At 38.4% G+C, this 15004-nt stretch carries 14 protein-coding genes; 10 read left to right on the forward strand and 4 right to left on the reverse strand.

Annotated features, from left to right (window positions below):
* Window positions 1-194 precede the first annotated feature (194 nt).
* Window positions 195-1790, forward strand: coding sequence for a peptide chain release factor 3 (locus E6H07_13460; protein TMI62422.1), 1596 nt, complete (start codon window positions 195-197; stop codon window positions 1788-1790).
* 18 nt (window positions 1791-1808) lie between these two features.
* The gene (locus tag E6H07_13465; protein ID TMI62423.1) at window positions 1809-2324 is read left to right on the forward strand and encodes a GNAT family N-acetyltransferase; all 516 of its coding nucleotides are present in this window, start codon (window positions 1809-1811) and stop codon (window positions 2322-2324) included.
* Here E6H07_13465 and E6H07_13470 read toward each other — a convergent pair.
* Genes E6H07_13470 through purB form a run of 3 tightly spaced genes read right to left on the reverse strand, consistent with a single transcriptional unit; the run spans window position 2321 to window position 6472 of the window.
* Window positions 2321-2737 carry a hypothetical protein gene (locus E6H07_13470; protein ID TMI62424.1) on the reverse strand — a complete coding sequence of 139 codons (417 nt, stop codon included), beginning with the start codon at window positions 2735-2737 and terminating at the stop codon, window positions 2321-2323. The genes E6H07_13465 and E6H07_13470 overlap by 4 nt on opposite strands.
* A 59-nt stretch (window positions 2738-2796) precedes the next feature.
* On the reverse strand, window positions 2797-5085 hold the full coding sequence (locus E6H07_13475) for a gliding motility-associated C-terminal domain-containing protein (GenBank protein ID TMI62425.1): 2289 nt from the start codon (window positions 5083-5085) through the stop codon (window positions 2797-2799).
* A 34-nt stretch (window positions 5086-5119) separates the two neighbouring features.
* On the reverse strand, window positions 5120-6472 hold the full coding sequence (purB, locus tag E6H07_13480; protein TMI62426.1) for an adenylosuccinate lyase: 1353 nt from the start codon (window positions 6470-6472) through the stop codon (window positions 5120-5122).
* A 20-nt stretch (window positions 6473-6492) separates the two neighbouring features.
* Between purB and E6H07_13485 the strand changes: the two genes are divergently transcribed.
* From E6H07_13485 to E6H07_13520, 8 genes are all read left to right on the forward strand, one after another.
* Window positions 6493-7269: a menaquinone biosynthesis protein gene (locus tag E6H07_13485; protein TMI63071.1), complete on the forward strand. Its 777-nt coding sequence runs from the start codon at window positions 6493-6495 to the stop codon at window positions 7267-7269.
* 72 nt (window positions 7270-7341) lie between these two features.
* Window positions 7342-8118 carry a glucose-1-phosphate cytidylyltransferase gene (gene rfbF / locus E6H07_13490; protein ID TMI62427.1) on the forward strand — a complete coding sequence of 259 codons (777 nt, stop codon included), beginning with the start codon at window positions 7342-7344 and terminating at the stop codon, window positions 8116-8118.
* Window positions 8103-9188: a CDP-glucose 4,6-dehydratase gene (gene rfbG / locus E6H07_13495; GenBank protein TMI62428.1), complete on the forward strand. Its 1086-nt coding sequence runs from the start codon at window positions 8103-8105 to the stop codon at window positions 9186-9188. Before rfbF ends, rfbG begins: the two co-directional genes overlap by 16 nt.
* On the forward strand, window positions 9185-9730 hold the full coding sequence (gene rfbC, locus E6H07_13500; protein TMI62429.1) for a dTDP-4-dehydrorhamnose 3,5-epimerase: 546 nt from the start codon (window positions 9185-9187) through the stop codon (window positions 9728-9730). Before rfbG ends, rfbC begins: the two co-directional genes overlap by 4 nt.
* A complete protein-coding gene (locus tag E6H07_13505) occupies window positions 9727-10953 on the forward strand; it encodes a class I SAM-dependent methyltransferase (GenBank protein ID TMI62430.1) in 1227 nt (408 codons plus the stop codon). Before rfbC ends, E6H07_13505 begins: the two co-directional genes overlap by 4 nt.
* 3 nt (window positions 10954-10956) lie before the next feature.
* Window positions 10957-11814, forward strand: coding sequence for an NAD(P)-dependent oxidoreductase (locus tag E6H07_13510; GenBank protein ID TMI62431.1), 858 nt, complete (start codon window positions 10957-10959; stop codon window positions 11812-11814).
* A gap of 55 nt (window positions 11815-11869) precedes the next feature.
* Window positions 11870-13009: a GDP-mannose 4,6-dehydratase gene (gene gmd, locus E6H07_13515; protein ID TMI62432.1), complete on the forward strand. Its 1140-nt coding sequence runs from the start codon at window positions 11870-11872 to the stop codon at window positions 13007-13009.
* Complete coding sequence (locus tag E6H07_13520) at window positions 13009-13938, forward strand: GDP-L-fucose synthase (GenBank protein TMI62433.1); 930 nt, start codon at window positions 13009-13011, stop codon at window positions 13936-13938. The genes gmd and E6H07_13520 overlap by 1 nt, the downstream gene beginning before the upstream one ends.
* A gap of 1 nt (window position 13939) precedes the next feature.
* On the opposite strand, the gene E6H07_13525 is transcribed toward E6H07_13520, so the two are convergent.
* Entirely contained in the window at window positions 13940-14866 is a 927-nt protein-coding gene (locus E6H07_13525; protein ID TMI62434.1) for a glycosyltransferase family 2 protein, read from the reverse strand.
* Window positions 14867-15004 lie beyond the last annotated feature (138 nt).

The raw sequence follows: 15004 nt of genomic DNA on the forward strand, positions 1-15004 counted from the left end.
AGGTGGTTACCAGCATTGGTTTCTTGGTTGATCGTCCCTTGCAAGTTTATCCTGAGCTTGTCGAAGGCACTCTTGTACTGTTGTATCTCTGTTCATCAGTCAAAAATCACTTCCAAACCTTACCTTTGCCCGCTTGAAATAAATTCGCATAAACCAGAAAATTAATTATTCCCCGCTGCGGCGGGGATAAGGGTATGAAATACGCAACTGAAATACAACGCCGCCGCAGCTTCGCCATCATCAGCCACCCGGATGCGGGTAAAACAACATTGACAGAAAAATTCCTGTTGTTTGGAGGTGCTATTCAAACGGCAGGTGCTGTAAAAAGCAATAAGATCAAGAAACATGCTACCAGCGACTTTATGGAAATAGAAAGACAACGTGGTATCTCGGTAGCTACTTCCGTAATGACATTTGAATACAAAAAGATTTTGATCAACTTGCTCGATACTCCCGGTCACAAAGACTTTGCAGAAGATACTTACAGGACATTAACTGCTGTTGATAGCGTAATTCTTGTTGTTGACAGTGTGAATGGGGTAGAGGCACAAACAAGACGATTGATGGAAGTGTGCCGTATGCGGGATACACCTGTGATTGTTTTCATTAATAAAATGGACCGTGATGGTAAAAGCCGGTTTGATCTATTGGAAGAAATAGAAAAAGAATTATCTATTCACCTGCACCCGATGACATGGCCGATCAATAGCGGTAAGGAATTTAAAGGTGTTTATAACCTGCATGATAAGAATCTTCGTTTGTTCACTGCTAATACGAAGGGTGCCGATGATGAAGTTGTTTCCATCAGCAATCTAAATGATGCAGTGGTAAATGAGTTACTGGGTGAAAAAGATGCTGATCAATTAAGAGAAGATGTGGAATTGGTTGATGGGGTACACGGTGTACTGAATGCTGATGATTACCTGGCTGCCAAAGTTGCCCCTGTATTTTTTGGTAGTGCTATCAACAACTTTGGCGTAAAAGAAATGCTCGATACATTTATTCGCATTGCACCCACACCACGAAGCAGGGAAACATCAACCCGTAACCTGGATGTATACGAAGATAAAATGACCGGCTTTGTATTTAAGATTCATGCCAATCTTGATCTGAAACACCGCGACAGGATTGCATTCCTCCGCATTTGCAGTGGTAAATTTGAACGCAACAAATACTATCATCATGTACGCTTAGATAAGGATATTCGCTTCAGTAATCCTTATTCATTTATGGCGAGGGATAAAAGCATTATTGATGATGCCTATGCCGGTGATGTAGTTGGATTGTTTGATACAGGTAACTTTAAGATCGGTGATACATTAACAGAGGGGGAGGATTTTTATTTTACAGGTATTCCTTCTTTCTCGCCGGAGATATTTAAAGAAGTACTGAATAAAGATCCGATGAAAACTAAGCAACTGGAAAAAGGATTATTGCAATTAACGGATGAAGGAGTAGCTCAATTGTTTACTCAGCATGGAGGAAATAAAAAAATAATTGGTTGCGTAGGTGAACTGCAGTTTGAAGTAATTCAATATCGTTTGTTACATGAGTATGGCGCTTCAGTTGTCTTTAATAATTTACCTTTTTACAAAGCCTGCTGGCTTTCAAGTAAGGATCCGAAAAAGCTGGAAGAATTTTCCCGTTTCAAGCAAATGAATATCGGTGCTGATAAAGATGGGCACATGATATATCTTGCCCAAAGTGAGTGGTATTTGAATACCGAAAAAACCAATAACCCGGATATAGAGTTTCATTTTACGAGTGAGATACATAAGGAAACAGTTTAGAAATAATAACTTCAATAAGTGCAATCCCAATTCATTTTTGAAACGGACCGGTTAATTGTCAGGCGGTATTCTCAGGCAGATAAAGACAATTTTTTTTCACTCAGCGGGGATGAAGATGTAATGCGTTATATCCGGGCTGTTCAGACTCGGGAAGAAAGCGAAAAATTTCTAAAAGAAAATATTGAGTTTTATACTATGTACCCCTTGATGGGAAGATGGGGCGTAGAAGAGAAGCTAACAGCTAAGTTTGTTGGTTCCTTTGCAATAATCTTTATTCCGGGAAGTGAAAAAATCCAATTAGGTTATTCTTTAAAAAAAGAGGAGTGGGACAAAGGTTATGCAACCGAGTTAACCAAAGCTGGTCTGAAATATGTTTTTGAAGTGATGAAACTTCCGTTGATCTATGCAGTAACTGAATCAGCAAACACTGCTTCTCAAAAAGTGTTGCTCAAGGCAGGCTTTGAAAAGGAACTTATTTTTAAAGAAGGCGAAAAAGAATTATACCGGTTTATTATCCATAACAAAACTTCTTAGCGTACTACTTTCCATAAAGTATAATAATCTGATGAAGCAAAGCTATGTCGCACAATAGTTACTGAATTGTCAGGATTAAATTTCAAATCATATTCACCGTCTAGTATTAATGACCAGTCAAAATCAGCAGTCCACATACAGACATCATCAAACTGAATTGTATTTGAGCTGCCATTCTTAGTTACAGAAAATGTGCCATTACAAATAGCAGGATATTTAGGCCTATCGCTACTGCCACTAAAATTATTTTCTGTAAAAAGTAGGGATACATTTACAGTATCACTACCTGTTCTATAAAATTTGCCCATATATCTTCCACTTAAAACATGATCTTCTCCTTCAGGAAATTCCTGTGATTTTTTACAGGCAATTATCAGCGGAATTGCTATCAGGAGGGTAAACAGAATTTTCATATACAAGGTTTTAAACCCTGTTTGCAAAAACTGTGCAAATTAGCTAATATGAAAATCAGCTATCTTATGAGTGTGATAACACCTTTTCTGAAAACTGATGATTCACAGGTAGTTTTGGCCCTGATCCAGTAAACGTAAACATCAGATTTTTGTTCCACCCCTCGGAATCTTCCATTCCAGCAATTACCCGGGTTTGTAGTGTGAAATACTTTTTCACCCCATCGATTAAAAATATTAAACTCTAATTCAACAATTGGTCCCCAGAATTTAATTCCAAAGCAATCATTCAATCCGTCATTATTTGGAGTAAATGCACTTGGCATCAGGTAGCCAGATTTCCCGGTTGCATTTACATTTACCATTACGGAATCTATATTAGTGCAGCCAGACGCATCCGTTCCGGTTACAAAATATTGAGTAGTTATAACCGGGCTTGCAATCGGCGTGGGTATGTTAGCATTATTTAAATCGGCTGCTGGGCTCCAACTATAATCTTGTGCCCCAGTTGCTGTAAGTTGGGCAAAGTCCACTGTACAATCTATATCATTTGATCTTGTTGCAATTATTGTTGGCAGTGCTAATACATTAACCGGAACTGTTAAGACCGATGATTCATTACAGGTTGTTTCTGTTATGGTGACAGAATAGTTGGTGGATATCTGAGGATTTGCAAGTGGATTAGCTATTGATGCATTATTCAGACCGATTGAAGGTGACCAAGAATAAATAGTACCACCTGATGCATTCAGTTGAACGGTTTCATTTTTGCAAATTTCCTGTGCAGGACTAACTGTAAATTGTGCAGGTGAAATGACATTCACTTTTACAGAATCATTACTGCTGCAATTATTGTTGTTAGTTACCGTAAGATAGTAAGTTGTATTTGCAGATGGTGATGCAACGGGATTTGAAATAGTTAGATTGCTGAGAGTTGCGTTCGGTGCCCAGGTATAGGTGCCGCCACCTGAGGAAGAAAGTTGTAGTGTGGTGTTTCTGCAGATCGCAGTATCATTTGAAATAGTTACAACAGGGGTTCCTACAACTACAACTTGCTTGCAAATACTTGCCTGTGTTGGAAGACCATCATCAATTGTCAAGTTAATATTATAAGTGCCGGGAGTATTATATGTTACTGGTGGTGGATTAGGTCCTGTGAAATTTGGAATGTTTGAATTATTGCAACCTGTAAATTGCAAACGTGTTATTGTACCATTATCAACATTTGTAATAAAAGAGTATAAGTCTGCGCCAACTCTGAAAATCTTTGATAAAGAATGAGGGAAGCTAAGATTCCCTGTATTTCCAAGAGATGTAAGCGTTGGAACTGAGGTAAGGTCATTGTTGAAATCAAGCCTCACCAGGTCAGGAGCATTTAGAAAACCATTTACAGCAAAGCCAGTGATCTGATCACAGTATTTTATCATTGTCAGATCTCGTGGGTGTCGTAGTAAGCCGCCAGGATTGCCAAGATTTACTCCCGTCGGAGTATTTAATAACGATGCGCCAAAATCAAGTCTTGTTAGAGAAAATGTTCCGCCGGTTCTTGAGTTATTTCCTGCATTTACAATAAACACTCTCCAGTTAGTATTGTCTTTTATAGCATGGATACCTACAGGGTAACTTAGATTGCCTATATTCCCAAGATTAATTGCTGATGGGGTATTGTCAAAGCTATTTGTAAAATCAAACCGTGTGATCGTATTGTTTTCTGCGTTCACTGTAAATCCATACCAGCTACTATTTTCCTGGAATACGTGCAGGTCTATAGGATTTAGCAGATTACCAATATTACCCCAGTTCGTTGCAACCGGACTAGTATTAGTAATGTTAGTTCCGAAATCAACTTTCAAAACTCTGGGTGTACTTCCCCCTGGCACATAACCTGCCACCATTATTGCATACCATTTTCCTTCATTCTTAACTACCTGTATTCCTTCAGAAATAAGTGGTATTACTCCACCCATATTTCCAAGATCAGTTGTTGTTGGAGTATTCAATAAACTATTTCCGAAGTCAAAGCGTACTAGCTTGCCAGGCGCAAAATTTACTACGAATCCATAATAATTGTTATTCTCATAAACATAATCCATAAAAACAGGCGTGGTGATCACACCTCCAAAATTTCCGAGATTAACAGCAGCAGGAGTTTGATTGATATTTCCAACACAGAAATTCCAAAAGTGGCTTGTGGCTCCTGTTGACGTATTTTGAATATTAACGGGAGCATTTACACAAACAGTGTCAGGTATTATGAAACTGGCGGTTTGAGAAATACCATTTTCAAACGTGATGAATAAAAATGTAATAACAACTGAAAAATTTATAAGAGCCTTTTTCAAAACTTGCATAGTCTGTGACGGATAATTAATTAAGGTCTGCTTTTTACTTATTTATAATAGGACGGGTTATTCCCGTATAATTATGTGGGGTTATTTTCTTCAATTCTTTTTTCACAGCATCGCTCACTTTCAACCTCTCAATAAATTCATGAATTGATTTTTTATCAATTGTGTTATTCCCTCTTGTCAGGTCTTTTAATGCCTCGTAGGGTTTAGGAAATTTCTCACGACGCAAAACAGTTTGAATGGCTTCAGCTACAACTGCCCAGTTGTTTTCAAGATCAATGTAAATAGTAGTTTCATCGATCACTAATTTCTCTAATCCTTTCTCAATTGATTTAAATGCAATCAATGTATGTGAAAAAGGAACTCCTATATTTCTTAAAACAGTTGAATCGGTTAAGTCTCTTTGTAATCTTGAAACAGGAAGCTTTGCAGAAAGATGCTCAAAGATTGAATTGGCTAAACCAAGATTTCCTTCAGCGTTTTCAAAATCGATTGGGTTTACTTTATGTGGCATGGCACTACTTCCAATTTCGCCTTTCTTTGTTTTTTGCCTGAAATAATTCATGGAAATATAAGTCCACAAATCACGGCAAAAATCGATAAGGATATTATTGATGCGTTTCATGCAGTCAAAACCTGCAGCGAGATTATCATAGTGCTCAATCTGAGTAGTGTATTGCTGGCGTTGTAATCCGAGATTGGTTACAAACTCATTTCCGAATTTTATCCAATCAGTTTTTGGAAAAGCAATATGATGTGCATTGAAGTTGCCGGTGGCTCCACCAAATTTTGCTCCCACAGGAATATTGATCAGTTGCTCCACCTGGTTTTCTATTCTTTCTACAAAGACCATTATTTCTTTGCCGAGTTTGGTTGGGCTTGCAGGCTGCCCATGTGTATGTGCCAGCATTGGAATATCCTTCCATTGGCTAACAAGTAATTTAAGTTCTGTATTCAGATTTAGAAGTGCCGGTAAATATTCATACTCCAATGCATGTTTCCACAAAAGAGGTACAGCTGTATTATTAATGTCTTGTGATGTCAGTCCAAAATGGATCCATTCTTTCGCATCATCTCCGCCACATTTATCCAATTCATTTTTTAAAAAATATTCAACAGCTTTTACATCATGATTGGTAGTGTATTCGATCTGTTTTATTTCCTGTGCATCTTCCTGTCCAAAATTTTCCTGCAATTTTTGCAGGTGCTTCACAGCCTTACCCGGTAGTTTGAAAAATTTTTTCTTTTCCAGCAATAACAGGTACTCAATTTCCACATGCACCCGGTATTTCATTAATGCATATTCTGAAAAATATTCATCGAGATGCTGAACCTGTTTACGATAGCGGCCATCGATAGCTGAAATGGCTGTAAGCGGGGTTAATTCCATGACTTGATTTTAATAGTTTGCTGCTCTTTACCTTTGCGGCAAAAATACTTCAATTGGATAAGATAAAAGTGGGCATTGTAAATTATCTCAACACAAGACCGTTGATATTTGGATTGCAAAAAGAACCTATGAAAAGCCAGGTAGAATTGGTGGAAGAATACCCGTCCCGCTTGGCAGATATGCTGAAGAATGATGAGATTGATATCGGCCTGATACCGGTTGCTGTATTGCCGGAAATTCCCGGGTATAAAATAGTAGGTGATTATTGTATCGCTGCAGAAGGTGAGGTGGCATCTGTTTGTCTCTTCAGTGAAGTGCCGATGCATGAGATCAAAAAAATATATCTCGACTATCAAAGCCGATCTTCAGTTGCTTTATTAAAATGGCTGATGAAGGAATACTGGGGACTGAATGCCGAACTGGTTGAAACCACAAATGATGATTTTAGGAACGAGATCAAGGGCACAACGGCAGCACTGATCATTGGAAATCGGGCTTTACAGCAAAGGCGGATATCAACATTTATTTTTGACCTCAGCTCTGAATGGAAAAAAATTACAGGATTGCCATTTGTATTTGCAGTATGGGTAAGTAAAAAGGAATTTCCACCTGAATTTATCAAACAGTTTAATGCTGCTAATGCTGAAGGTCTTGAATATCTCGATGAAATAGCTGCAGCTAATCCTTTCCCTGATTTTGATCTGAAAAAATATTACCAGTTTCATATCAATTATTTTTTGGATGAGAGAAAAAAAGCCGGCATGGAAAAATTCCTGGCAATTATAACCGATCACTAAGATCATATTCCCGCTTGTTTATTTTTATATCATCAACTATTTTCCAATACTTTTGCTTAAACAGGAAACTAAATGAAAATTGTGATTTTTGCCGGTGGATTAGGTACACGCATTTCAGAAGAAACTACCACCAAACCAAAGCCAATGGTTGAGATCGGGGGTAAGCCGGTATTATGGCATTTAATGAAATACTACAACAGTTTTGGGTTTGATGATTTTATCGTTTGTCTCGGTTATAAAGGGTATATCATCAAAGAGTATTTCATGAATTATTTTCTTCACAATTCTGATATTACAGTTGATTTAAAAAATAACCATACCGAAATACTCGGTACGTATTCGGAGACATTTAAAGTTACACTGGTGGAAACCGGGCTGGATACTAAAACAGCCGGAAGATTGAAACGGGTTCAAAAATATATCGGTAACGAAGATTTCATGCTTACATATGGCGATGGATTGTGTGATGTTGATTTAAAAGCATTATATAATTTTCATAAACAGCATGGTAAGATCGCTACTGTTACAGCCGTTCAGTTAGAGGCCCGTTTTGGAGGAATGGAACTGGGTAGTGATGGTAGTGTGGAAGCTTTTCGTGAGAAAGCAAAGGATGAAAATAAATGGATCAATGGCGGATTCTTTGTTTTAAAACCGGAGATCTTTAAATACCTCGAAAATGATATGGACCAGATGATGTGGGAGGATGATCCGCTGGAACAATTGACAGCCGATCAGCAACTGGTCGCTTTCAGACATACCGGTTTCTGGAAATGTATGGATGCACTGCGTGATAAAATGGAATTAGAACATCTTTGGCAGACCAGCAATGCTAAATGGAAAATATGGTAAACTCTTCTCAGCTATTTTCTTTTTACAAAGGGAAAAAAATATTTGTTACGGGTCATACCGGTTTTAAAGGTTCATGGCTTTGTGCCTGTCTTTATACTGCAGGTGCGCAGGTAAAAGGATATGCTTTAGCACCGGATTACCAAAATGGGTTGTATGATTTGTTTTCTCCTTTTAATATTTCTGAAAGTATTATTGCTGATATAAGAGATAAAGAAAAACTCGAAAAAGAAATCATTTCATTTCAGCCGGATTTCATTTTTCATTTAGCAGCCCAACCTCTTGTTCGTCGTTCATACGAAATTCCTGCAGAAACATTTGAAGTAAATGTTGTTGGCACCGCCAACGTATTGGAAGCAGTGAAGCTGTTAAATAATAAATGCTCAGTGATTGTTATAACTACTGACAAGGTTTATGAGAATAAAGAAAAAGGGAACCTGTTTACTGAAGACGACAGGTTGGGCGGGCATGATCCTTACAGTGCCAGCAAAGCAGCAACTGAAATAGTTGTACAATCTTTCAGAGATTCTTTTTTTGATCCTTCAAAATACAGTCAACACCAAAAAGGAGTTGCCAGTGCAAGGGCCGGAAATGTGATTGGTGGTGGTGATTGGAGTAAGGACAGAATTGTGCCGGATATCATCCGATCACTTCAGCAGCATAAATCAATTGAAGTCCGGAATCCCAGAGCAATACGTCCATGGCAGCATGTTCTGGAGCCATTGAATGGTTACCTGCTTCTTGGTTATTTGCTCAACGAAAAACCAGCGGCCTTTGCAAAAGCATTTAATTTCGGTCCACAGCATTACGATCATCTTTCCGTAAAAGAATTAGTTGAGATCGCAATCAAAGCATGGGGAAGTGGTGAGTGGAGTGATATATCGGACCCTTCGCAGCCGCATGAAGCTGAATTGTTGAAGCTTGATATAAACCGTGCAGAGAATGAGTTGGGCTGGAAACCTATTTTTTCAGCTAAGGAAGCTATTGAAAAAACTATTGAATGGTATAAACAGGCTACTGATAAACAAGCGACATTTACTTTTGAACAAATAAGGCAATATTTTCAAGTATGATTTTTTCACCAACACCTTTATCGGGGAGCTTTAGTATTGATCTAAACCCGTTCAGTGATGAAAGGGGATGGTTTGCGAGATATTATTGCAAGAATGAGTTTAAGGAAATAGGACATGATGCTGAATGGGTGCAAATGAATCACTCTTTCACAAAACATCTGGGCTCGGTGCGGGGAATGCATTACCAGGAAGGTGAGTATAAAGAGATAAAACTCGTACGTTGTATTGCCGGAAAAGTTTATGATGTAATTATTGATATTCGTAAAGACTCACCGACCTTTTTAAAATGGTTCGGTATTGAATTATCAGCAGAAAATAAAAAGATGTTGTATATACCTGCTGGTTTTGCTCACGGGTTTCAGTGTCTCACCGATAATTGTGAACTGCTTTACCATCATTCTGCTTTTTATACACCCGGAAGAGAAACAGGGATCAGCTATAATGATCCTGCTATCAATATTGAATGGCCAATAGAAATTACGGTAATTTCTGAAAGAGATAAAAATCATCCATTCATAACAAATAATTTTAAAGGAATATGAATTGCAGATTTTGTAAAACTGAATTAAAGAATGTTTTTATAGACCTGGTTAACTCACCAGCTTCAAATTCCTTTCTTACACCGGAGCAGTTAAATGAACCAGAGATGTTTTTCCCTTTAAAGGTCTTTACCTGCCATAAATGTTTTCTCGTGCAGGTGGATGAGTATAAAAAATCAGATGCAATATTCGACAGCAACTATGTTTATTTCTCATCTTACAGTACCAGTTGGTTAAGCCATGCCAAACGCTATACAGAAATGATGATCAGCCGTTTTGGTTATAACAAAGATTCATTGGTGATCGAAGTAGCATCCAATGATGGCTACCTGCTCCAGTATTTTAAAGAACAGCAAGTTCCTGTTTTGGGTGTGGAGCCCACAGCCAATACGGCTGCAGTTGCAAAAGAAAAAGGTATTGAATCGGTGATTGATTTTTTTGGAGTGAAGCTTGCAAAACAATTAACGAATGAAGGAAGAAAGGCAGATCTTCTGTTGGGTAATAATGTGCTGGCACATGTTCCGGATATTATGGATTTTGTAGGCGGAATGAAGATCATTCTGAAAGAAGGTGGAGTTATTACAATGGAGTTTCCGCACTTATTGCAGTTAGTAGAAAACAACCAGTTTGATACGATCTATCATGAACATTTTTCCTACCTGTCATTTTATACAGTAAAACAGATATTCGAATCGCAGGGTCTTGAATTGTTTGATGTAGATGAAATTTCAACACATGGCGGGTCACTGCGCATTTATGCTAAACACAAGGAGGATGATTCTAAGCAAATCTCACCGAATGTTACAGCCTTGCTTAAAAAAGAAATAGATAAAGGGATCAATTCGCTTTCATTGTATGAAAATTTTCAGCAAAAAGCCATGAAAGTAAAATTGGGTATGCTGAGTTTCCTGATCGAGCAAAAAAAAGCAGGAAAAAAAGTAGCAGCTTACGGAGCGGCTGCAAAGGGAAATACGCTGCTTAATTTCTGCGGAGTGAGGAATGACCTGGTGTATTATGTGGTGGATGCAAACCCGAACAAGCAGAATAAGTTTTTACCTGCAAGTCATATACCTGTTTTAAATGAAGAATATTTAAAGAAGGATAAACCCGATTTTGTTATCATCCTTCCCTGGAACCTGAAGGATGAAATAGTAACTCAGCTTGCCTATATAAAAGAGTGGGGTGGGAAATTTGTAATTCCTGTTCCCGCACTGCAGATTTTATAATGTATGAAAGTTTTAGTAACCGGCGCCACAGGCTTCATCGGAAATTATGTAGTTCAGGAATTACTGGAACGGGATCATATGGTCATTGCTACTTCCACCAATAAAGAAAATGCGCAGAAAAAAAAATGGTTTAGCAACGTGAATTATATTCCTTTTGATTTAGGGGGATATGATAATTCAGTTGATTATTTCAGTTTTTTCAATCAGCCCGACTGCATGATCCATCTTGCATGGGAAGGTTTACCGAATTATAAAGATTCATTTCATATCGAGGTTAATTTGCCACGTCATCTTCAGTTTTTAAATAATCTTATCAGCAATGGCCTTTCGGATCTAACTGTAACAGGTACTTGCTTTGAGTATGGCATGCAGGAGGGGAGTCTTGATGAGGATATGCCCTCGCTTCCTCAAAACCCTTATGGTATTGCAAAAAACAGACTCAGGGAATCACTGGAGAAATTAAGTAAAGAGAAAGATTTTAATTTCAAATGGGTTAGGCTGTTTTATATGTACGGAGAAGGTCAAAATCCTAAATCACTTTTTTCTCAACTGGATAAAACAATAACCACCGGCGAGCAGGTATTTAATATGAGTGGTGGAATGCAAACAAGGGACTATTTGCCTGTTTCAAAGGTGGCTGAATATATAGTAAGCATCGCATTACAAAAAAAAGTAGAGGGTATTATTAATTGTTGCAGTGGTTTGCCGGTAAAGATCCTTGACCTGCTAAATGAATATTTGCTTTCAAAAGGAGCAGATATAAAATTGAACCCTGGTTATTATCCTTACCCGGATTATGAACCGATGCATTTCTGGGGAAACAATAAAAAACTACTTAAGGCATTATCTGTGCGGGGCTAATACGGGTTTTCCCTTCTATTTCAAATCATCTATTTTTGCCAAAATTTAAAACCGGATGAAAGTTGCATTGATTACAGGTATCACAGGCCAGGACGGATCTTATCTCGCTGAGTTCTTACTGGAGAAAGGCTATAAGGTTCATGGAATAAAACGAAGAACCTCACTCATAAACACGCAGCGTATCGATCATTTATATAAAGACCAGCATGAAAGTGATGTGAATATGGTGCTGCATTACGGTGACCTTACTGACTCTACCAATATTATCCGTATCATTCAGCAGGTACAACCCGATGAAATTTATAATCTCGGGGCTATGAGCCATGTGCAGGTAAGTTTTGAAGAGCCGGAGTATGTGGCGAATGTTGATGGTATTGGTACATTACGATTGCTTGAAGCGATCCGCATATTAGGGTTGGAAAAGAAAACAAGAATTTACCAGGCATCGACTTCAGAGCTATATGGTAAAGTGAGGGAGACGCCACAAACAGAAAATACTCCTTTCTATCCACGTTCGCCATATGGTGTTGCAAAAATGTATGCTTACTGGATCACGGTAAATTATCGTGAGGCTTATGGCATGTATGCATGCAATGGAATTTTATTTAACCATGAAAGCCCTGTAAGAGGTGAAACTTTTGTAACAAGAAAAATAACAAGAGGTGTTGCTGAGATCGTTTTAGGATTAAAGAAAAAAATCTGGCTGGGCAACCTGCATGCAAAACGTGACTGGGGTCATGCAAAAGATTATATCGAAGCAATGTGGCTGATGCTGCAACAGGATAAACCGGAAGATTATGTAATTGCAACCGGGCAAACTACCTCAGTAAGGGATTTTGTTTCGAAAGCCTTTGCAAATGCAGGTGTACATGTTCGTTTTGAAGGAGAAGGTGAAAATGAAGTAGGCATCGTTGACAAAGTCGCATTGCCCGATGCCCGCCCGGATGACCCGGTCGGACGGGTAAAAGTAAAAGTTGGTGATGTAGTGGTAGAAGTAGATAAAAAATATTTCAGACCTACGGAGGTTGATTTACTTCTTGGTGATCCTGAGAAGGCAAACAAAAAACTGGGTTGGTTGCCAAAATATACGCTGGATGAAATGATAAAGGAAATGGTGCAATCAGATATTGAATTGTTCCGCCGCAAGGTTCATCTTACTGAATCTGGGTTTAACACCAATAATCAATACGAATAATGGATAAGCAGGATAAAATTTATGTGGCAGGTCACCGGGGCATGGCAGGTTCAGCAATTGCAAGAAAATTAAAGGAGCAGGGCTTTGAGAATATTATTGGTAAAAGTTCTTCTGAGCTTGACTTAAGAAATCAACAAGCAGTAAATTCTTTTTTTGAAACGGAGAAACCGGATTATGTTTTTTTAGCTGCTGCCAGAGCCGGCGGCATTATGGCCAATAATACTTACAGGGCCAATTTCATTTATGATAACCTGATGATCGAGTCGAATATTATTAATGCTTCTTATGTAAACCAGGTTAAAAAATTATTGTTCCTTGGCAGTTCCTGTATTTATCCCAAAATGGCTCCGCAGCCAATGAAAGAAGATGCATTGCTAACAGGTTTACTTGAAAAAACAAATGAGCCTTATGCAGTGGCAAAAATTGCCGGAATAAAATTATGCGAGGCGTATCGTGATCAGTATGGTTGCAACTTTATCGCAGCTATGCCAACCAATCTTTATGGGCAAGGCGATAATTATCATTTACAAAAATCTCATGTGATACCTGCATTGCTAAGAAAATTTCATGAGGCAAAGCTTGAGAATAGATCGTCAGTAGAAATTTGGGGCACGGGAACTCCGCTTAGAGAGTTTATGTATGTAGATGATCTGGCTGGTGCCTGTGTCTTCCTCATGCAGAATTATAACGAAAGACTTTTTATAAATGTGGGAACAGGAGAGGAGGTTTCAATAAAAGATCTGGCAATGCTGGTAAAAGAAGTAACGGGTTTTACCGGTGAATTAAAATTCGATACTTCAAAACCTGACGGCACACCACGAAAATTGATGGACAGTACAAAATTGCATGATCTCGGTTGGAAAAGCAGTATCACACTGAAAGAAGGATTAAAGAAGGCTTACGACTTTTTTAAAGAATCAAATAAGTAGATCACCTCTTCGTTTTCTCCGGGTTTAAAAATCCTTCGATCACCCACCATCTGAATTTTATCAGCATCCACATTTTATCAGGCTTGCCCTGTAATAAATAAGTAAATCCATAGGCAATTGCATAGCCAAGTTTAGCAAAGTATTCCAGGAATTTAAGTGAGAGTTTAAGAAAAGAACCTTTATTCATCAATCGTTCACTGCCGCCAATACCCATGCTGTGGCGTTTTACATATTCTTTATCAAACTTATTTCCCTCGACATGATGATGAACGATTACATGCGGCAGATAGAAAACTTTTTCATTTGCATGGATGAGTTTTAAATACATCGCTTTTTCTTCACCTGCCATCAGGCTTTTTCCACTGCGGCCAAGATTACCATCAAAATATCCATATTTCTCAAAAGCAGCTTTCCGAAAATGCATATTTGCCCCGGAAGGATAACGAACACTTTTCATTTGAAAAACAGATTTACCCAGATCATAACTGCCCACAAGTCCCCAAAAATATTTTCCAAACCAGTCAGCAACCGGAACAAGATATTTTGGAATTATTCTTCCACCTGTACTCATTGCTTCTGCATTGCTATCGTAAAAACTGGTTATCTCATCAAGCCAGTTGGCTTCAGCGAGGCAATCATCATCGATGTAAGCAACGATATCCCCGGTTGCTTCTTTAGCGCCACGGGTACGGGCAAATGCAATACCCTGGTTGATTTCCTTAATATATCGCCATTGATGGTTTGGATAGTGTTGAGATACTGTTTTGCAAAACTCTTCGGTTCCGTCAGTGCTGTTATTATCGATTATCAAAACCTCGAACAAGTCAGGAGGAGTTTTTAAAGCCGCAATACTTTCAATACAAAGTTTCAGCAGGCTGAGCCTGTTATAGGTGCAGATGGCAACAGAAGCTTTGTATTTTTCCGGCATAGAAGTTTAAAGACGCGGAAAGATATTTTAATAATTCGATAATTGGTAAGAGGCCTGGTAAAACAAATTAACAGCGGACAGCCGGGTTTTTGATAGGTTTTTAAATCAGTTAAATGAATATCTTCGCACATCTCAAAT

It is taken from the genome of Bacteroidota bacterium, from assembly GCA_005882315.1.
Classification (GTDB): domain Bacteria; phylum Bacteroidota; class Bacteroidia; order Chitinophagales; family Chitinophagaceae; genus VBAR01.